The sequence below is a fragment of the Pseudomonas sp. G2-4 genome (assembly GCF_030064125.1).
Lineage (GTDB): Bacteria > Pseudomonadota > Gammaproteobacteria > Pseudomonadales > Pseudomonadaceae > Aquipseudomonas.
This window is the reverse complement of record NZ_CP125957.1, coordinates 4970804-4990620: the sequence shown is the minus strand read 5'-3', so window position 1 is coordinate 4990620 and position 19817 is coordinate 4970804. Positions and strand designations below refer to the sequence as shown.

Annotated in this window: 13 protein-coding genes; 6 read left to right on the top strand and 7 right to left on the bottom strand. The window is 57.7% G+C overall.

The window, feature by feature from the left end; translation table 11 throughout:
* Positions 1 to 234 precede the first annotated feature (234 nt).
* Positions 235 to 2010 (bottom strand): anti-phage dCTP deaminase, encoded by a 1776-nt coding sequence (locus tag QNH97_RS21740; RefSeq protein WP_283553854.1) that lies wholly within the window; start codon positions 2008 to 2010, stop codon positions 235 to 237.
* 43 nt (positions 2011 to 2053) lie between these two features.
* Positions 2054 to 2716, bottom strand: coding sequence for a DUF4145 domain-containing protein (locus QNH97_RS21735; protein ID WP_283553853.1), 663 nt, complete (start codon positions 2714 to 2716; stop codon positions 2054 to 2056).
* Positions 2717 to 3006: 290 nt separating this feature from the next.
* Between QNH97_RS21735 and QNH97_RS21730 the strand changes: the two genes are divergently transcribed.
* The gene (locus tag QNH97_RS21730; protein ID WP_283553852.1) at positions 3007 to 3237 is read left to right on the top strand and encodes a hypothetical protein; all 231 of its coding nucleotides are present in this window, start codon (positions 3007 to 3009) and stop codon (positions 3235 to 3237) included.
* A gap of 262 nt (positions 3238 to 3499) precedes the next feature.
* Complete coding sequence (locus QNH97_RS21725; protein WP_283553851.1) at positions 3500 to 3724, top strand: hypothetical protein; 225 nt, start codon at positions 3500 to 3502, stop codon at positions 3722 to 3724.
* Positions 3725 to 4027: 303 nt separating this feature from the next.
* Here QNH97_RS21725 and QNH97_RS21720 read toward each other — a convergent pair whose 3' ends face one another.
* From QNH97_RS21720 to QNH97_RS21705, 4 genes are all read right to left on the bottom strand, one after another.
* Complete coding sequence (locus QNH97_RS21720; protein ID WP_283553850.1) at positions 4028 to 5059, bottom strand: hypothetical protein; 1032 nt, start codon at positions 5057 to 5059, stop codon at positions 4028 to 4030.
* 107 nt (positions 5060 to 5166) lie between these two features.
* The gene (locus QNH97_RS21715; protein WP_223530193.1) at positions 5167 to 5367 is read right to left on the bottom strand and encodes a helix-turn-helix domain-containing protein; all 201 of its coding nucleotides are present in this window, start codon (positions 5365 to 5367) and stop codon (positions 5167 to 5169) included.
* Positions 5368 to 5563: 196 nt separating this feature from the next.
* Positions 5564 to 5749 carry a hypothetical protein gene (locus QNH97_RS21710; RefSeq protein ID WP_186609159.1) on the bottom strand — a complete coding sequence of 62 codons (186 nt, stop codon included), beginning with the start codon at positions 5747 to 5749 and terminating at the stop codon, positions 5564 to 5566.
* Positions 5746 to 5946 (bottom strand): excisionase family DNA-binding protein, encoded by a 201-nt coding sequence (locus tag QNH97_RS21705; protein ID WP_283553849.1) that lies wholly within the window; start codon positions 5944 to 5946, stop codon positions 5746 to 5748. The genes QNH97_RS21710 and QNH97_RS21705 overlap by 4 nt, the downstream gene beginning before the upstream one ends.
* Positions 5947 to 6103: 157 nt before the next feature.
* On the opposite strand from QNH97_RS21705, the gene QNH97_RS21700 reads away from it, so the two are divergent.
* The gene (locus QNH97_RS21700; RefSeq protein WP_283553848.1) at positions 6104 to 6637 is read left to right on the top strand and encodes a hypothetical protein; all 534 of its coding nucleotides are present in this window, start codon (positions 6104 to 6106) and stop codon (positions 6635 to 6637) included.
* On the opposite strand, the gene QNH97_RS21695 is transcribed toward QNH97_RS21700, so the two are convergent.
* Positions 6634 to 7845: a site-specific integrase gene (locus QNH97_RS21695; protein WP_283553847.1), complete on the bottom strand. Its 1212-nt coding sequence runs from the start codon at positions 7843 to 7845 to the stop codon at positions 6634 to 6636. The two genes, QNH97_RS21700 and QNH97_RS21695, sit on opposite strands and share 4 nt — an antisense overlap.
* Positions 7846 to 8449: 604 nt before the next feature.
* On the opposite strand from QNH97_RS21695, the gene QNH97_RS21690 reads away from it, so the two are divergent.
* The 3 genes from QNH97_RS21690 to QNH97_RS21680 are packed head-to-tail and all read left to right on the top strand — an operon-like array spanning position 8450 to position 19816.
* Positions 8450 to 10141, top strand: a complete 1692-nt coding sequence (locus QNH97_RS21690) for a ShlB/FhaC/HecB family hemolysin secretion/activation protein (protein WP_350356204.1) — start codon at positions 8450 to 8452, stop codon at positions 10139 to 10141.
* A 9-nt stretch (positions 10142 to 10150) separates the two neighbouring features.
* Complete coding sequence (locus QNH97_RS21685) at positions 10151 to 10669, top strand: toxin-activating lysine-acyltransferase (protein ID WP_283553845.1); 519 nt, start codon at positions 10151 to 10153, stop codon at positions 10667 to 10669.
* 45 nt (positions 10670 to 10714) lie between these two features.
* On the top strand, positions 10715 to 19816 hold the full coding sequence (locus QNH97_RS21680) for a two-partner secretion domain-containing protein (RefSeq protein WP_283553844.1): 9102 nt from the start codon (positions 10715 to 10717) through the stop codon (positions 19814 to 19816).
* Position 19817: the final 1 nt, after the last annotated feature.

Below are 19817 nucleotides of genomic sequence, written 5' to 3'. Positions count from 1 at the left end.
AATGTGAGCAGATGTGCTCACATTTGAGTGAGGGTGTTGCTGTCACAGCACCGCCTGCTCTTGCCTGCTGTCAGGTACGGTCTTCAGTTAGGCAAGAAAGTAACGGGAAGAGAAAGGGAGCGTTAATGGGAAGGTAAGATAATTTTGGTTGACGAAATTTTTAGGTGTTTTAAGTTATTTGCAAGAGAGTTTTGCTTTGGAGAGAGGCCTCTCCAAAGCGGAGTGGATGCATTTTTAAGAGCTTGTCTCTGATTTAAAAAAAACAGCAGCTTTGGCTTCAACATCTAAATATGATATTGGGAGTAATGGAACTCGGGTTTTTGCTTTGCTTTTGTCCCAGTCGATAACTGTTCCATCCTTGTTTTTTCTCTTTAGTTTGCTTCCAGAGCCAAGATTCATAGAGAAGAAATCAAGGAATCTTCTTGCGCCCACGCCCGTAAATGGCTCGAATATAACATTGAGTGAAGTCTTAGATGCCTCAAGTGTTGTATTCAATTCCACTGAATCTGAATGAAACTCGAGTGCTTTGCTTTTGGGGTATGGCTCTACATATATGACGCGTTTTACCCCAGCTGCGATAATGTGCTTGGCGCAATTGTGGCAAGGGAATGTTGTGCAATATAAATCGGACGCGGCGCTGCTTATGTCAGATCTGCTGCAAGAAAGAAGTGCCTCCATTTCCGCGTGAACCACCCTGCCGAACTCTGTAAGGTCTCTGATTCGGCTCTTCTCAAGAATAAATTGTATTTCTTTGTAAGAGTTATCTGATACTTCTTGGTCGTTTTTAAGGTGGCCTATTTCAGACAGGATCTCATTTATTATTTCTGTCTGTTCCGATTTGTTGGAATCTTCCCCTCGGGTGTAATCTTTGCCTTGAGGTGTATCGGATACGGTACCGCTATTTTCATCGGTCTCAGCCCAATAAAGTCCTCCGCCAAACTTAGGAGAGTCATTGGCGCCTGTTGCAATTATCTGGCGATCCTTGGTTATGACCGCTCCCACCTGTCGGGATAGATCGCCCGAACGAACCGAGCTAGAGAACGCCATAAACATAGCGAACTCATCAAATGTCGGATTTTTATAGGGGTGTGAAAGTATCAACTCTAGGAAGCGTTGGAGTGTATTTTTAACCTGGTCATCATTTTTTCCTAGGTTTATAAAAAAATCAGCTAGATGGTAAGTGTCTCTTGTTCTTTGCCCATGAGTGATGTTTTCATCTTCGTCAATTTTTGTGAGTTCAACCGCTTCTGATTGAGTCAAGCCTTTGTCGTTGATGAGGTAATGAAGCCGCCTTTTGGGGTCAGAGTGAATGCCGAATAGGTAGAATCCTTGGCCGTAGACTTTTCGTAGTAAGTCAACTTCTTCTGGGTGTTTTAAGGAGTTTATAATGTAAGCTCTTTTGGTGTTTCGCGGGTCTCGTTTCTCTCTTATGCTCTTGGCTGCCCCGTATGACAGGATTGCATTATTTTTTGTAGTTTCCCTAAGCTTGTCGCCAACACCCATTAAACCTTTTATACGGGAGTATTCAGATGTTCCTGACGTGTTTGTGCTGGGAGGTGTGAGTAAAGATGAGATCTTGATCTCTTCAACATGATAACCAAATTGCGAAATTCTATCCTTTAGGGGGCTTATTACACGGCTTGATTCTGTACCCACTGCACTAACAATACCTATTATTATTTCGGACTCCGTGAACACTCCTTTTAGATGCTGAGATGCTACGTCATCCGAAGGGTCAGGTTTAGGTTCAATGATGGCTGCTGGAGGAGATTCAATGGCTGGAGGAAGATCTTTTTCTGGAGCTAACGCGGCAGTAACAAGGCGCTCTAGAATTTCCTTCTTGTCCAGCTTTCCTTGGAACTGAACAGTGCCAGTGCTTTCAAACCAGTTCATCACTCCGCCATCCAAACGAAGCACCTTTTTTCCTGGTTGTGTTTCGTCCCATTCACCACCCACATTTGTCAATTTGGCTTTAAGGTCATCAAAGCTTTCTGGAAATATTAATTTCATTTAGTTTCTGTTCCTTCAGGAGTAGGTGTTGGGGGAGTATTGATCACTGAAGCGTTGTAGTGAGAAAGCGCTCCACGTCATCAATCATGCCCCTCACATCCGCGGCCGTGAACTCCTCTGGCTTACCATGGGCGGCACTGTTGCGGATGGCAGCCAATGCGGTGATCCGCTTTTTCTGGCTGGCGTTGTATGCGCCTGTCTTAGCTAGGTCATCGTTCATTTTGTTTAGACTACCGTGCTCTAGCTCATGGGTAGAACACAGATCGCGCAGAGTCGTCTCAAGGACAACACCTGCGATTACCGCTGCAGCTGTTGCATACCCTGATTTGAGCAGTTCCTCGGCTTGCTCCAGTTCGCTGGAGAACACTTCTGCCTGCACCAGGTTGCGAACGCTGTTGAGGTAGCCACCTTCATAATCTTCTTTGGCAGCCAGGAAGACGGCCTTAACTCGCTGGAGCGTTTCGAAGTTGTTTGAGTATGCGCGCGGCTTCTCCGCTTCGATGAAAGTGGCCAAGTGAAGCGATTTTTCGCCACACGCATTGGATAAAAGCGACTTCGCTTTGACAGTCCAGTTAAGAATTAGGTCGGCCTTAATGTGCGGGTATGGGGCTCCACTCAAAGCGCCTTGCTCCATCCGCTTGGTTGCCTCGATGGCTTCGAGTTGCACCTCAAGTTCGCCGAACCGTTTTTCCAAAAGCCTCGTCATGTTCAATTCCCTTTCCGTCTTGGCGATTTTTCTGCATCGATACTCGCTTGCCTTCCTGTGTATTAGCAATAGCGTTGAATTTTCTAGCTGATGTTGATTGTAGGAACGGAACCCTTTTACGACCCTCTCGCAAAACTACCGGGATTTCGGTAGATGCCACGCAAACCCGTGTTATCTCTGCCGGGCAGATCCCCCAGATTTGGGGGCAGCAAATATTTTGCATTGCTCGCTTGTGTCAGCACTAACAGCGTGGCATTATCCTTTCGCGTCAGCACTAACAGGTGAGAGGGATGGAAGATTCGAACAGCGCGGCTGGCAAGAGGACCGGTGCGGATCGGCAGCGGGACTTCGCCGAACGGCAGAAGGCTGCAGGCTACAAACGGACAACGGTCTGGATTCACGAAGAGACGGCAAAGGAGGGGATTAGGGCAGCAAGAGCAGGAAAGCCACTGGAACCGATGGAGTCGAAAGACCCGCTGAGCTGGGCAGCAGGCTGGATCAGCGAGAAGGGCAAGCAGTAATCGGCTAAAACCTTAGCCGATCGAATCGATGGTCCAGATTTGGGCCATCTCAGAAGAGGTGCCAGGCCGCTGCGCTAACAGCCGCCTGGCGATCACACGACGCAACCTTGAGAGACACGTCATGCGACTTTACCAAAATATCAGTAACGCCCTGAAAGGCCAAGATAAGTCCGAACTTGAAGGGGAGGGCTCGGTAGGCACTGAGGTAGGCGACTCTAGCGCCTTACACCTGCCCCTCTTCGACGAGAAGCAACGAACCTTAGTGGTAGAGCTCATCCTGGCAGATCGTCGCCACGCTACCCGGTGGTGGACGCACCTGAACGAGATGCGGCGCCGCAAGGAGCTCCCTGAGTGGGTTGCGGCGGACATTGGCACTCACGATGAGCATGACCGTCTGCTTGAGAGTAGGAAGGCCGTCAATCAGGCCCTGTTCGGCTCGGATGACCTGGGCGGCGATCAGCCTTACCGCGCGGTGGTGTTGGAGTAGGGCTGATAAGCAACGAAACCTTCGTAGCATCAAGGGCACTACCCCGTCACAGGGTGGTGCCCTTTGCATTCTGCTTGTTTCGACTCTTCATGCAGCGTTATGTGATTGATTAGTCAGCTCGCGAATTGATTACTCGCTTTCGAGGAAAGGCAATCAACACACATCCTCCTGGCAAAATTCGGCGATTACCGGCAGGGCGAGTTTTGCGGTCGTCCTTGGAGCCGATCTGAGCAAACGCGTATTCCCATGATTTCATAGCAGACCTCTTGTCGAGCGCACAACGTGCGCAGCTGTGCTTACGTCTCATTGATTACCATTGATATCAACACTTACCGCTCCTTGATACCCATTGATTTCCATTGAAGTACCTTGAAAACCATTGATATCAACATCAAGGCCAAGCAAACGGTTCATTCCCTGAACAAACCGCTCCGTCAGACCCTGTTCGGTGGCGTACCAAACAGTGGTTTTGGCGGTTTTCGGTCTATAGACCAGTCGATAAACACCTATCAGTGATGGGTCATTTAAATCTCTGACTGCTACGCCTACCAACGGTAAGAATTTCTCGATCTTGCTTGCGAAGCCTGCCCCTCCATTAGCGTCAAAATATGGGAGGAGACCATAAGTGGCTTCTTTCGTTAGGTCGTTCAGAGGGTAAAGTAGCTCCGATTCATAATCGGATGATTCAACCATATAGGTAGCTTGCTCAATCAGCCCCATCTTTAAAAGAGGGTTCAAAACCGTCCATGCACCCTGATTTCCGTCTTCATCTTCTAGTCCATTGCAATCGGCGAAAATTCCCTTAGCTGTGGATGTGGTCTCGGCCGCTTTATACCCGTAGGCGACGAGCGTTCCGATTGGGCATATTTTCTCTCGTGAATAGTTTGTGCGTACCAACGTTCGGGGTAGTCCACCGTCAGCCGTCAGGTCCTGTATGCCATAAAGCTCGATGAATCGACGGAAGAGGAATAGCTCTCCTCTCTCTCTAAGCCGACGGAGAGGCGGTACCTCGCTGCCTGCGCCATCAATGAGCTCGTTAGGTAGCCAAAGGAAATCTGCTGTCTCTTTAGGCTTACAGAGCTTATAGCGGGGTTTCTTTCCTGCTTTTGTCACAACCACAAGGTTCGCGTCGATTAGTGCATCAATCGCTTCGGATGCTCGCCTCCATGCCATCCCCGTATAATTAAAGACCGCTTGGGCGCTCCAGGCAGTTGTGGAATGGTCTTTCAGGGTGCCTCGGGCAAGAACAAGGAATGCTACAGCCGGCCGAAGCCCTAATTCACAAGCCTTTGAGAACTCAGCAGACCCAACTGCAAAAAAATTACCCTGACTCATTCAGTTATTCTCTTCCTTAATGTTCGGTGGACGGATAAGCATGACCGACGATTTAGGATCTCATAAAAAAGGCCTCTACTGAGTGAGGCCCGCTTGTTCAGCTCTTTTTAGGAAGCTTCACGCATCAATATGTATTTGGCCACTCTGTGAGGTGGTCTGCCTGGCTCAGTAGACTGATGTGTCCAATAGGTGCGGATCTCAAAACCCTTTTTCCTGAGGCGGCGGATCGTGTTTGGCGGTTGGACTATATCCAAGTCCTTTGCAGCTTCTATGGTTGATACTGGGCCGTTTCTCAGCGCCTCAATCATTTTGCGGTCTTGCTCGGTTGAAGAATGGCGTGTCATAGTTTGCCCTTCACGTTGGTGCTATCCAGTGTGTTTTCGCTAAGGCGGTGTTCGAGCACCGCCTTGGCAATCCCTCGCGCAGTCCTGCGCATTACTTTCCCTTTGGTTTTTTTGCGCCTCCCTGAGCAACCATCCCTTACTGCGTGATTTAGGGTGATGCTCATACGCTTGGCTCATCAATAAAACGGCTCAGCACAAGCCATAGCGCAGCGGACTTCTCCTGATCCCAGCGCTTGCTTAGGCGTTCATATTCGGTGGTGTTTGTATCCATCCCCTGCATAGCCCGGAATGTGTCGCAGGCTAGCTGGAGCATCAGGTGTTCGTTGTCGGTAAATTCGATGGTCATCTAGCGCCATCCTTTGCAGCGCGTTCAATCCAAGCTTTGAGTTCGGTCATCAGGATCAGGCGGCGCCTGCCCACTTTGAAGCTTCTGATTTCACCCTTTGCAATCAGCTCATACATCGCTGAACGGGAGCAGCCGACCTGGCGGCCACCCTCTTCAACACTTACAGATAGGGGGGGTATTTGGACTGTTTGGTTCATTACTGCTCTCCAGTATTTGGGAAAAAAGGGGGCTGGCATGAGAAGACTAAGATTATAAAGCGTTAAATGCAAGCTATTGCGGCACACAACCGCATTCAATGGGATTGACAGGATAAAGCTGTCGCAGCAAAGTGCCCGCCATTCAGGAGGCGCACGAATGGCTAGACCCAAAAAAGCAGAACAGCCCACCGTCAACGTTTCTCTCCGGATCGAGCCGAAGATAAGATTTGCGATTGATTTGCTTGCGCGCGAACAAAAAAGGTCGATTACTGGTGTGATCGAGTGGTCGGTGATGCAGGCGTTGAAAACGCAGAGCATCAAGACTCCCGCGGGTGATGAGATATCGCTCTATGAGCTGATGGATTTAGCGTGGTCCCCAGACGAGGCGGACAGGATTACTTCTTTGGGTATGCTCTCTCCCCATACACTGAATCATGAGGAGAATTGCATTTGGACGCTGATCAAGTCGTCCGGAATTTTCATGGTGCTTGGAGACGGTAAGGCAAGCACTGTCCTGAGCGACTTTGTCCCGAACATCCCTTTGATCAAAATGTGTTGGCCGTTGATCAAAGAGAGGGGGGTGGAGTTGTCAGAATGGCCACGGCGCGGCCTTAGCACCGTGATCACGGAGGGGGACATACAACATTATTTTGGCGATGACTTTTTGGCTGATCTAGAGGCTTACCGTTAAATCAGCTCCACCGCAGCAGCCTTCGTTCCTAGTGCCAGGTGCGCATAGCGTAACGTCATCTTGATATCGGCGTGCCCTAGCAGATCCCGTACCGTGTTGAGCGGTACGCCAGCCATTACCAGGCGTGAAGCGAAGTCGTGCCGCATATCGTGCCAGCGGAATCCGTCGATCTGCGCCCGCTCAAGCAACTTGAGCCAGGCGCTTTTGACGTCCTCAAAGCGACCGCCGCCCTGACCTGGGAAAACATACGGCGACTTGCTCACCAGCTTCTTCCAGGCTTCCAGCACACCAATAGTCTCCTTGTTCATCGGGATGTGGCGCGTATCGCTTGTCTTGGTGGTGGCCCCGGCGACTGTGATTGTCTTCGTGTCGAAGTTCACCGCTGACCATTTCAGGTCGAACAGCTCTCCGCGCCTCATGCCGGTATTCAACGATACCAACACCATTGGTTTCAGGTGATCGGTGAAGGGCAGTTCCAGCAGGCTTGGCATCGGCTCTCTGTGGCGGTCCGTCCGCCAAGTGTTCGCACTCTCGCGCTCGACTCTCATTTCATCCTGTCGAGCGTCCAGGGTGTCGCGTAGACGCTTGGTCTCGTCAGCAGCAAGGTAGCGAATCACCCCCTTTGAATCGACTTTGAGCTGTTTCAGCTTGGCCAGCGGGTGTGTATCGATGTACTCCCACTCAACGGCACGACTGAAAACACCACTGATCGAGCCCATTTTTCTATTCACCGTCGATGCTTTGTTGCCGGCTTGCATCCAGGCGGTACGGATTTGCTCCAGGTCTCGCCCGGTGATCGCGTCCAGGCGCTGGGACATGATTGCTTCAAAGTTATTGCTGAGGGTGTGTTGTGTCTTCTCGTGGCCTTTGTGATGAGCCTTGAACCACGGCATATAGGTGTCGTCGATGAAATCGCGCAGCGAGGGCAGGGCTGACCCCTTGCGCCCCTGGGCAATGGCCAGGGGTTCGCCGTGGGCGTGCGCATCGGCTAAGTACTGGGCGGCCTCGGTTCGGGCTTGGTCAAGGGTAAGCACGCCGACACGCCCGAGGGTGGCGTTCTTGTTTCGGCCCCAGGTGACCATGTAGGACTTGTGACCGCTGGGCAGCACGCGAATGAAGAAGCCGGGTTGCACTGTGTCATGCACGCGGTATGCTTTCGCCTCGGCGGCTAGGCTGCCAATTAGCTTCTGAGTGATTTTGGATTTCAAGGGTTCGTCCGTGACAGCAGGGTGGCAGCAAAACGCACTATACCGCTCGATGTTCACGGACTCAATGGGACTAAAAGGCCCAATAATACTGGGCTTGTGGCTGTACCCATTGGGTCTAAATTGACCCTCCTAAGGGGAAGGTTGGCCGTTCGAACCTGCCCTGGGACACCACCTTCCCAACCAGGGACTCAGCGAACTCAAGGCTCCTTCTCTGTGCTTTCAGTCGCGCAAATGATCAATGGCTTGAACTCGCTGGGCAGGCTTCACGTGGCCACTTCAACCCATTCCATTTCCTCAATATTGTGACTGAGTCCCCATTTTTTCTCCGAATCGTTAACGAGCGATTCGATCGCGCGAAACTTCTCCTCCCCTTCGCTATCTGACCGTCTCGGTACGTTGTAGGACTTTTCCTTCGCTACGGGCGGACACGTACCTCTTATTTTATCTGAGTCGGTGCCACTGCCATCCCCGGCGGCCTCACCCGGCGTGTCTTTGATTCAGGCCACAAGGATGTGACATGCACCCAGCCGCACCCAGCCGAACGCGTAAACCGAGCACCGCTCGCCGTCTTGTCGACGGGACTCGTTCATCCCCACAGTACGCCATGCGTCTCGCGCTTCTTTTGGTGGCCACGTGGACGGCGGCTGGAGGCGTTGCACAGGCCGCCGGGCCTGAAGAGGAGTTGCTGCGCCAGCGTGAGCGCGACCGCGTTCTGCGTGACCAATTGGAGTCTCGGCCGGACGTACGCCTTCAGACGGCGCCGATGACCGAGGGGGCCGAACGCTTGCCCACCAAGGAAAGCCCCTGCTTTGCCATCAACGACATCCGCTTGATTGGCGAGGCGTCGGAAAAATTCCAATGGGCATTGCGCGCCGCCAACCCCAAGCATGATCCCGCCATCGGCCATTGCCTCGGTGGCGGTGGGATCAACTTGACGATGAAGCGCATGCAGAACGCGATCATCGAAGCCGGTTACGTCACCACCCGCGTACTCGCCGAAGCCCAGGACTTGAACAGCGGGGTTTTGGTATTGACCTTGGTGCCGGGGCGTATTCGCGAGATTCGTTTCGAGGAGGGTACCGGCGCCCGCGCCAATGCCTGGAACGCGATGCCCGCCAATCCTGGCGATCTGCTTAACCTGCGCGACATCGAACAGGCGCTGGAAAACTTCAAGCGTGTGCCGACGGCCGAAGCCGACATCAAGATCGCGCCTGCCCGTGCCGCCGACGCCAAACCCGGTGAAAGCGACGTGGTGATCGCCTGGAGCCAGCGGTTTCCCGCCCGGGTGAGCCTGTCGGTGGACAATTCGGGCAGCAAGAGCACGGGCAAATATCAGGGCAACGTGTCGTTGTCCTTGGACAACCTGCTATCGCTCAATGATTTGTTTTACGCAAGCGTCAACCATGACTTGGGTGGCGGTGAGTCTGGTCATCGTGGCTCCGATGGCCGCACCCTGCATTACTCGTTGCCGTTCGGCTACTGGCAGTTGGGGTTCACCAGCAGCGAATACAACTACGAACAGTCTGTTGTCGGCGCTAACCAGACCTATCAGTACAGCGGCGAGAGTCGCAACAACGAGCTGCGTCTGTCACGCCTGCTGTACCGCGACGCCGTTCGCAAGACCACCGCCTGGGGCAGCCTGTGGACGCGTTCGTCGGAGAATTTCATTGACGACACCGAAATCGGCAATCAGAAACGGCGTATGGCCGGTTGGCAGTTCGGGCTGAACCATAGGGAGTTCATCGGCCCCTCGATTCTTGACTTGGGCGCTGCCTATCGTCGTGGCACGGGTGCCCATGACTCCCTCAGGGCACCTGAGGACGATTTTGACGCTGGCACCTCACGCTCGCAGATCATCACCGCCGATGCCCAATTGCAGGTGCCGTTCCAGGTTGGCGATCAGCGCCTGCGCTACATCGGTGGCTGGCGCGCGCAATGGAACCGTACGCCTCTGGTGCCCCAGGATCGTTTCTCGATTGGCGGGCGCTACAGCGTGCGCGGCTTCGATGGTGAAAACATTCTTTCCGCCGACCGTGGCTGGACCCTGCGCAACGAAGTCGGCCTGTCCTTGGGGCAGACCGGCCAGGAACTCTACACCGGTATCGACTATGGCGAGGTCAGCGGCCAATCCAGTGAGTTCCTGATCGGCCAACGCTTGGCAGGGGCCGTGGTGGGTATACGCGGCGGTTACAAGGGCCTGTCCTATGACTGGTCGCTGGGGACGCCGTTGAAGAAGCCCGACGGCTTCGAGACGGCCAATGTGACCAGCGCCTTCACCGTCATCTGGTCATTCTGAGGTGATCCCATGCAGTTCGAGACGCTAGACATTATCGCCCCCGGCCTGATCGACGAGCCTTGGAATGAGGCGGCCGTGCTTGGCTCCGTCACCTGGTTGTGGATGCACTCCAAGGCCCATCGCGATGCGCCGTTGCACACGTTGCCGACGCTGTTATTGCCCGCCCTCAAGCATCGTCAGTTCGTGCTCGGCTCTGAACAGGGCAAGCCGGTGTTCTACCTGTCCTGGCTCAACCTCGACGAAGCGGCAGAGCAACGCTACTTGCAGCAATCGCCGCTGGCGCTGACGCAGGACGACTGGAATAGCGGCGAGCGCCTCTGGCTCAACGATTGGGTCGCTCCTTTTGGCCACACGGCGGCATTGAGCCGGTTGTTGCAACGTCAACTTTTCACCAATCGCTGCGCCCGTGCCCTCTATCACCGCGGCGACGAGCGTGGCCTGCGGGTCAAGACATTCCAAGGGATCGGGGTTATCCCCGAACAGGCCAAGGCCTGGTTTGCCGCCCACCCGATGGCGATCGAATCGTAACTCCAACCACTGGTATCGCGGGCTGGCTCCGCAAATGGAATTGCTATGAACAAGCATCTGTACCGAATCGTTTTCAATAAGGCTCGCGGCCTGTTGATGGTCGTGGCCGAGAACGTCACCAGCCAGGTCAAGGCGCCGGGGACCGGCTCCGGCCCGACGACGGGGGCACCGGCTTGTACGGCTACGCTCGGGGCCTTGCGCTTTGCATTGATGACGGCGATTGGGCTGGTGTCCCTGAGCGTGACACCGGCTTGGGCGGGCACCATTGTCGCCGACCCTGGCGCCCCGGCCGGCCAGCGACCGATGGTGATCGAAAGTGCCAACGGTACTCCACAGGTGAATATCCGGGCCCCGAGCGCCGGTGGTGTCTCGCGTAACACCTACAACCAGTTCGATGTCGATAGCCGTGGCGTGATCCTCAACAACGGTACCGCCAATAGCCAGACGAAACTGGGCGGCTGGATCGAAGGCAACCCGATGTTGGGCAATGGCAGCGCGCGGGTCATCCTCAACGAGGTCAATGCCAGCAATCCCAGTCAATTACGCGGTTATGTCGAAGTCGCCGGTCAACGCGCCGAAGTGGTGATCGCCAACCCGTCCGGCATCACCTGCAACGGTTGCGGCTTCATCAACGCTGACCGTGCCACCCTCAGCACCGGCCGGGCGCAGTTGGAGAACGGTCGCATCACCGGCTACACCGTGCAGGGTGGTGCTATCAACATCGAAGGCAAAGGCTTGGATGCCCGTGAGGCCGACTACACGGATCTGATTGCCCGCTCAGTGCAGGTCAACGCCGGGGTATGGGCCAACGACTTGAAGGTCACCGCCGGACGTAATCAGGTCAATGCCGACAACACCCAGGCCACGCCGCTACCCGGCACCGAGGGAGAAAAACCCACCGTTGCCATCGACGTTGCCAAGCTGGGCGGTATGTACGCCGGGAAGATCATGCTGGTGGGCACGGAGTCCGGCGTCGGTGTGCGCAATGCTGGGCAGATTGGCGCGATGGCCGGGGAGGTGGTGATCGGCGCTGACGGCAAACTGCAAAATCAGGGCGCTATCAGCAGCGCTACGGCGACCCGAATCAATGCTGCCAGCGTTGAAAACAGCGGCACGCTCTACGCCAAGGGCGACCTGAGGCTCGACAGCGTCGGTGATATCGACAACAGCGGCACCGTTGCCAGCCAGAGCCACACGACACTGACCGCCAAAACCATTCGCAGCACCACGGCCTCGAGCCTGGCGGCGGGTGTCGGTGCGGACGGCAAGTTGGGCAACAGTGGCAACCTCGCGCTGCGGGCCACGGCGGTCACGGCGCAGGGCCAGAACCTCGCCGATGGCGATGTCAGCGTCGAGGCCGATGAGCTGGACCTGAGCAGCAGCCAGACCCAGGGGCACAACGTCACCGTGACGGCCAGCACCGGCGACGCCAACCTCAGTGGCAGTCAACTCGATGCGACCCAGGTGCTGGCCGCCACGGCGGCCAAGACCTTGCGTACCGATGCGGCCAAGGTCACCGCCGGCAACCTGCAATTGAGTGCCCGCGATCTTTCCAATGTCGGCGGTGAACTGGTGCAGACCGGCACCGCAGACTCGTCGATCAAAGCCAGCGCCACACTCGACAACAGCGGCGGGCGCATCGCCTCCAACGCCGACAACCTGAAGCTTGGCGCCAGTCGCCTCGACAACAGCAAAGGCAAGGTCGAACACGCGGGTAAAGGCACCCTGGACATCCAGGCCAACCAGTTGGCCGGCAGCAAAGGCACCCTGGCGAGCAATGGCACGTTGAGCGTCAAGGCCAGCGACGTGGTGATCGATGACGGCCTGACCCAAGGCCAACAGATCACGCTCGACACCACGATCCTGTCCAACCAGCGTGGACGCATTCTCCAGACCGGTGCGCAACCGTTGCAGGTCACTGCCCGTGAACGCTTCGACAATCAGGCCGGGCAAGTCAGCAATCCCGGGGCGGTGGTCCTGAAGGTCGGTACGTTGAACAACCAGGGCGGCAAAGTCCTCGCCACCGATAACGGTGCGTTGACCGTCACGGCCGACAAAGAGGTCAATAACGGCGGAGGGACGCTGGCCGGCAGCGGTACGACAAAGGTCAGCGGCGAGGTGCTGGATAACACCCAAGGCACGGTGAGTGCCGGCGGTGAGCTGCATGCGACGTTCGACCAGTTGAACAATATCGGCGGCACGCTCGCTGCTACCCAGCGCATGGAGATCATCGCTGGGCAGTTGAACAACACCAACGGTGTGCTGGGTTCGGTGCAGTCCGGGCTGCTGGTCAGCGTCTCGGCGGATGCGCTGAATAACAGCGGCGGGCGCCTTGAAGCGCTGGGCGATATCGAGCTGTCGGCCCAGGGCCTGAATAACCAGAGTGGCGTGATCAGTGGCCGGGCCCTGGACCTGAACAGCCACGGCCTGCTGATGGACAACAGCCAGGGCACGCTCAATGCCGGTGCGACACTCGACCTGCGCAGTGGTGAACTGCGCAACGCGGCGGGCTTGATCCAGGCCAAAGGCAAGCTGTTCATCGACACCGGCAGTCAGGCGCTGAACAACATTCAATCGGGCACCACCCAAGGCATCAGCGGGCAGGCTGACGTGCAGATCCACAGTGCCAACTTCAACAACAGTAGCGGCTTCCTTGGGGCCAAGGGCGCTCTGGTTCTAAAGACCACCGAGCTGGGCAACGGCAGCGGCGGCCAGATCATTGGTGAGAAAACCGTAAGCGTTGAAGGCGCCCGGCTGGATAACCGTGGCGGCCAGCTACAAGGTCTCGGCGATGTCGACCTGATACTGGGTGATGCGCTCAACAATCAGGGCGGCTTGCTCCGCAGCGCGGGAACACTGGATGTGAGTGCCAGCGTGCTCGACAACAGTGCCACCCAGGGCGTCAATCAGGGTCTTGAAGGTCGTGCCATCAGCCTGGCAGTTGACACCTTCGGCAACCAGGCCGGTGCTGTACGCGCCGACGAAGGCCTGTCCATTGGGGTCAGCCAGACGCTGGACAACCAAGGCGGACTGATCTCGTCAGGGGCCGGCCTGACCATCACTGACCGCGACCCGGCGCAGCGTCGCCAGTCGGTGCAGAACCTCGACGGTACCTTGCTTGCTGGCAGTCTGTTATCCCTCAACGCGGCCTATTACAGCGGTTCCGGTCGGGCCCTGAGTCTGGGCGACCTGACTTTCAGGCTGCAAGGCGGCCTGGCGCTGAGCGGGCAGATTCAGGCCAACAACACGGTTGACCTGAGCACCGAGGGGGCTTTCAACAACAGCGGAAAACTGTTGGCAGGCAATCTCCTGCGGGTGCGCTCGCAGACACTGGACAACGCCGCCAGCGCAGAAATCAGCGCCGGCCAGGTTCGCCTGACGGTCAATGACAGCCTGGCCAACCGAGGTCTGATCGATGGTCAGCAAGTGCGTATTCAGTCTCTCTCGCTCAGCAATCTGGGCACCGGACGCCTTTACGGTGACCGACTGGCGATTGCCACCTCGGCGCTGACCAACCGTGATGAAAACGGCACTGCCGCGACCATCGCCGCCCGGGAGTCGCTGGATATCGGCGCCGGTACCCTGGACAACCGTGAACAGGCGCTGATCTTCAGCGCCGGCAACCTGGCCATCGGCGGAGCGCTGGACGCCAACGACAAAGCCCAGAATCGCGCCCAGTTGCTGACCAACGCCAGTGCGACCATCGAGGCCCTCGGCGACCTGTCGCTGAACGTGCAGAGCGTGCGCAACACCAACGAGCACTTCAGCACCCAACAGGTGGAAGTCAGCCGCACTGCCTTGCAGGAGTTTCAGCTCACCGGTTCGTCGAACCGCTATCAGGGCGACCAGATTTCCCTGCACAACGACGAGGTCCTTTATCTGACCACTCCTGAGGGCCAGCAAGACAACTGGAACCGTTACGACTACACCCGCGTGGTGCAGGAAACCCAGATTGCCACCTCGGCACCGGCGCAGATTCTTTCCGGCGGCACGATGCAGATCAGCGCCGGTGATGTCCTCAACGACAAGAGCCGCATCATAGCCGGAGGGTTGTTGCAGGCCGACATTGCCAGTCTGACCAACACCGAGCTGACCGGCCAGCGCACCACCACAGACAGCGGCACCGCCAGCCACTTCTATCGTATCCAGCGCAAAGGGCGCGATCGTCAAGGAACAGCCGTCACGGCCTACACGCCTGCACCTTTGATTCAGGACATCTCCCTGCAACCCACCGTGTTTGTCCAGAATGCCGCCGGCAACGGTACCGGCACCCAGATCAGCGCTCGCGCCACTCAGAGTGTCAGTGATCAAATCACTCGCACGGGGGCGGTCAGCGCCCCGGTCGGCAGAACCCATCAAGTGGCGCCCATCGTTCAGGTGGCCGCGCAAACCACACTGAACACCAAAGGCGTCGCCGAGCAGATTCGCAGCGGTGGGCCGTCCCTTGAATTGCCGAACAACAGCCTGTTCAGCACCACGCCTCAGAACACCAACGGCTACCTGATCGAAACCGACCCGCGCTTTGCCAGCTACCGCACCTGGTTGTCTTCGGACTACATGCTGCAACGCTTGCAAGTCGACCCGGCACTGACCCAGCAACGCCTGGGTGACGGGTTCTACGAGCAGAAGCTGATTCGTGAACAGGTCGCGCAACTCACCGGTCGCCGCTTTCTCGATGGCTACGCCAATGACGAAATGCAGTACCGCGCGCTGATCGACAACGCCGTTACCATCGCCAGTCAATGGCAATTGGTGCCTGGCGTGGCCCTGACCTCCGAGCAGATGGCCCAGTTGACCAGCGACATCGTCTGGCTGGTGCAAAAGCAGGTCACCCTCGCCAACGGTGAAACCCGCAACGTGCTGGTGCCGCAAGTGTACGTACGGGTTCAGGAAGGCGACCTCAATGGCTCCGGCGCCCTGATCGCCGGGCAACAACTGAACCTGAACATTGCCGGCGACCTGATCAACAGCGGCAGCCTGGCCGGGCGCAGCGTCATGGCGATCACGGCGCAGAACATCGAAAACCTCGGCGGCCGGATCCAGGCCGACAAGGCCTCGCTCACCGCGCGGGAGAACCTCAACAACCTCGGCGGCCTGATCGGCGCCGTGGACAGCCTGTCGCTCAAGGCCGGGCAAGACATCAACGTCGTCTCCAGCACCCGGGACAGCAGCAGTGATCAAGGCACCCGCACCAACCTGTCGCGGGTCGCCGGGCTGTTCGTCAGCGGCGCCCAGGGCACGATGGGCGTGAGCGCCGGCAACGACCTCAACCTCACCGGGGCCCAGGTGGTCAATGCCGGCAAGGGCGGCAGTACGTTGCTGGAGGCGGGCAAGAACATCAACCTGGCCACCGTCGGCGAAGCGCACGAGCAAGCGCTGACCTGGAACAGCAGCAACTGGCGCAAGGACGCCAGCCAGACCGAAGTCGGCTCCCAGGTCCAAGGGCAGGGCGACGTGCGCTTGAGCGCGGGCCAGGACCTCAACGCCCGCGCCGCCCATGTCACCAGCGAGCAAGGCGCGGTATTCGCCGACGCCAAGCGCGACGTCAACCTGACCGCCGGCCAGAACTACCAGTTCGCCGATGAAGCGCACAAGGTCAAAGGCAGCAACGGGATGTTCTCCAGCAAGACCACCACCACTCGCGACACGATCAGCCAGACCTCCGCCGAAGGTTCCACTCTGAGCGGCGAGCAGACCTATGTGCAGGCCGGTCGCGATATCAACCTGAGGGGCAGCAACGTGGTGTCCACCACCCAGACTGTTCTGGTGGCGGACAACAACGTCAACATCGAAGCGGGCACTGCCAGCAGCAGCGAGCGTCACGACAAGTCCGTGAAGAAAAGCGGCCTGTTCAGCGGCGGTGGCATCGCCGTCACCCTGGGGACCCAGCAACAGAGCGTCAAGGACCTCACCACCGAGCACACGGCAGTGGCGAGCACCGTTGGTTCGACCACCGGCGATGTGCTGATCGAAGCGGGCAAGGGCTACCGCCAGGTGGGCAGCCAGGTGTCGGCCCCGCAAGGCAGCATCGACGTCACGGCGCAGACCATCGACGTCGTCGAGGCGCGCAACACCCGCGAGCGCGAGCGTGAAACCCTGTTCAAACAGACCGGGTTCACCCTCACCGTGACCAACCCGGTGATCAGCGCGATCCAGACGTCCCAGCAAATGAAACAGGCGTCGGAGAAAACCGACGACGGGCGCATGAAGGCCCTGGCCGCCGCCACCGCCGTGCTGGCAGCCAACAACGCGGCGACCGCCGTGGCGATGGACCCGGGTTCGGCGGGCGGGATCAACATCAGCCTGTCGCTGGGGACCAAGAAAAACGAAAGCACCACCACCTACACCAGCGACAGCGCGGCCGGCTCGACCATGACCGCCGGCGATGACATCCGCCTGCGCGCCACGGGCGCGGGGGCCGCCAGCAACATCACCGTGCAAGGCAGCGATATCAAGGCCGGACGCAACGCCAGCTTGCTGGCGGACGGTGACATCAATCTGCTCGCTGCTCGCAATACCGACAAGCAGGACACCGACAGCAAAGGCAGCAGCGCGAGCATCGGCATCGGCTTTTCCCTGGGCGGCACCCGCAACGGTTTCACTCTAGACCTGGGGGCATCCGGCAGTCGCGGCCAGGCGGATGGCGATGGACTCACCCACACCAATACCCACGTCCAGGCGGGCAACCAGCTGCTGCTGGCCTCCGGCGGCGACACCAACCTCAAAGGCGCGGTGGCCAGCGGCAAACAAGTCTTGGCCGATATCGGCGGCGACCTGAACATCGAAAGCCTGCAAGACACCAACACCTACGTGGTCGATGAGAAGAGCCTGGGCGTTGGCATCAGCCTGTGCATTCCGCCGTTCTGCTACGGCATGAGTACGGTCAGCGGCGCCAGCGGCAGCTTCGGTGCCACGGATATCGATTCCAACTACGCCAGCGTGACCGAGCAATCGGGTATCAAGGCCGGGGACGGTGGCTTTGACATTCGCGTGGGTGGCAACACCGACTTGGTTGGCGGCGTCATCGCCAGCAGCGACAAGGCGGTGCAGGACGGCAAGAATCGCCTGGTCACCGCCAGCCTCACCAGCCGCGACATCAAGAACAAGGCCGAGTACGACGCCAGCACCGTCAGCGTCGGGGGTGGCTATCGCGAAGTCGGCAAGGACCAGCAGGGCAACGCCACCAGCGGCGGCACGAAAACCCCTGGCACCGACCTGCCGAAGAACGATAACGACCTCAGCGCCACCATGCCGATTGCCATCAGTGCCAGCGACGACGCCAGCAGCGTCACCCGCAGCGGCATCAGCGGCGGCACCATCGTCATCAGCAACGACGCCGAGCAACAGAAGCGCACCGGCAAGAATGGCGAGCAAACCGTCGCCAGCCTCAACCGCGATGTCTCCAGTGACCGCGACACCACCAACACGCTCAAGCCGATCTTCGACGAAGACGAAATCCGTGCCGGTTTCGAGATCGTCGGGGCGTTCGCCAACGAAGCCAGCACCTTGCTCGCCAACAAGGCCAAGGAAGTCGACGACAAGCGCAAACAGGCCAAGGAGGCTCAGGCAGCGGCCCTGGACCCCAACGCCCAGCTCACCGACACCGAACGCCTGGCGCTGCTCGGCAGTGCTCAGCGCCTCAATGCCGAAGCCAGCGGCATCGCCGACAAGTGGGGCGCGGGTGGTACCTACCGGCAGATCACCACCGCCCTGGTGGGCGCGGCCAGCGGCAATATCAGTGGCGGCAACGGTGCGTTCGTCCAAGGGCTGGTGGTCAATTACGTGCAACAGCAGGGCGCCGGCTACATCGGCGACCTGGTGGCGGACGGCAAACTCACCGAAGGCTCGCCACTGCACGCCGCGCTGCACGGCATCGTCGCCTGCGCGGGTGCCGCCGCCAGCAGCCAGAGCTGTGGCAGTGGGGCGGCAGGCGCGGCGGCGTCGAGTCTGCTCACCGGCCTGTTCTCCGAAGCCAGCCCCGATGAAAGCGAAGCCCAGCGCGAAGCCAAGCGCAACCTGATTGTCAGCATCGTCACTGGGCTGGCCACCACCAGCTCTTCGCTGGACCCGGCCACCGCCAACAGCGCGGCTGGCGCTGCGGTGGACAACAACTGGCTGGCGACTCAGCAATTGGTTCAGGCGGAGAAGGAGTACAGCGAGGCTGACCTGCTGGGCAAAACTAAGGTGGTTGCCAAGTGGGCGTACATTTACCAAAAACAAGAAGTACTGACCCGATTCGGCATTGGCAAAGGCTTGGCGCAGGCGGGTTGGAGCGATGTCGAAGGCTTGGCGCAGTTCCTCCTCAATCCGGTTGAAGGGATCAAAGGTATCAAAGCCTTGATCGACGATCCCGAGGCGCGCCAGAAACTGGGCGACGCCCTGGTCAATGACGCCAACGCCAAAATCGTGCGCATTCAAGACGCCCTGGAACACGGCGGCGACGACCGTGCCGTGCAACTGGGCCAGGATATTGGCGAACTGGTCTGGCAAGTCGGCACCATCGCCACGGGCGTGGGGACGGCGGCCAAGGGCGGCTTGACCTTGGCGAAAGCCGGGATCAAGGTGGGGGCGGAAGGGCTTGAAAAGATGGCCGATATGGCCAAAATTGCCAAAGCTGAAGCGTCGGCTGGTAAGCCGATGAACTGGACCAGTGTAGAGGGGGCGTATAGCGGAAAGCTTGAGGGGGGGTATGGCTCTGGGACGACCACTTTTAATGGGAAGGTTGTCGAGAATCCTGGGGAGTACCGTGTTGGTGCAAAAGGGGGCGTGCCAGCAGCAGAAGCTAATAACACCCTCAGTGCTGCGAAAGGAGTTGTTGCCTCGCGAGTAAATGTCCGAACGGGCTCTGCTAACGCCACAGGTAGTGGACTTGAGTACGCGTGGAAAAAGCATGGTGGCGCTTGGGGTGAGAATAAATCGGCATTTACGATTTCCAAGGATGAATTGAAGGTTGTTCTGCAAACTCCACAGGTCGTCAAGACACCTGCGTACCAATCACCAACGTCTGGTAATTTTATTCGAACAGTTGATATGGGCCGGCCTATAGGTGTTGATGCTAAAGCAGGAGGGCAGTCTACTAATTTCATGACCGTGATTACTGACTCAAAAGGCAATTTGGTGAACACATTTCCTGGAAGGACTTTCTAAA

Coding starts and splice junctions, on each gene's coding strand:
- QNH97_RS21740 (WP_283553854.1), bottom strand. CDS start 2,010: ATGAAATTAATATTTCCAGAAAGCTTTGATGACCTTAAAGCCAAATTG.
- QNH97_RS21685 (WP_283553845.1), top strand. CDS start 10,151: ATGCAGTTCGAGACGCTAGACATTATCGCCCCCGGCCTGATCGACGAG.
- QNH97_RS21710 (WP_186609159.1), bottom strand. CDS start 5,749: ATGACCATCGAATTTACCGACAACGAACACCTGATGCTCCAGCTAGCC.
- QNH97_RS21720 (WP_283553850.1), bottom strand. CDS start 5,059: ATGAGTCAGGGTAATTTTTTTGCAGTTGGGTCTGCTGAGTTCTCAAAG.
- QNH97_RS21735 (WP_283553853.1), bottom strand. CDS start 2,716: ATGACGAGGCTTTTGGAAAAACGGTTCGGCGAACTTGAGGTGCAACTC.
- QNH97_RS21700 (WP_283553848.1), top strand. CDS start 6,104: ATGGCTAGACCCAAAAAAGCAGAACAGCCCACCGTCAACGTTTCTCTC.
- QNH97_RS21715 (WP_223530193.1), bottom strand. CDS start 5,367: ATGATTGAGGCGCTGAGAAACGGCCCAGTATCAACCATAGAAGCTGCA.
- QNH97_RS21705 (WP_283553849.1), bottom strand. CDS start 5,946: ATGAACCAAACAGTCCAAATACCCCCCCTATCTGTAAGTGTTGAAGAG.
- QNH97_RS21730 (WP_283553852.1), top strand. CDS start 3,007: ATGGAAGATTCGAACAGCGCGGCTGGCAAGAGGACCGGTGCGGATCGG.
- QNH97_RS21690 (WP_350356204.1), top strand. CDS start 8,450: ATGCGTCTCGCGCTTCTTTTGGTGGCCACGTGGACGGCGGCTGGAGGC.
- QNH97_RS21680 (WP_283553844.1), top strand. CDS start 10,715: ATGAACAAGCATCTGTACCGAATCGTTTTCAATAAGGCTCGCGGCCTG.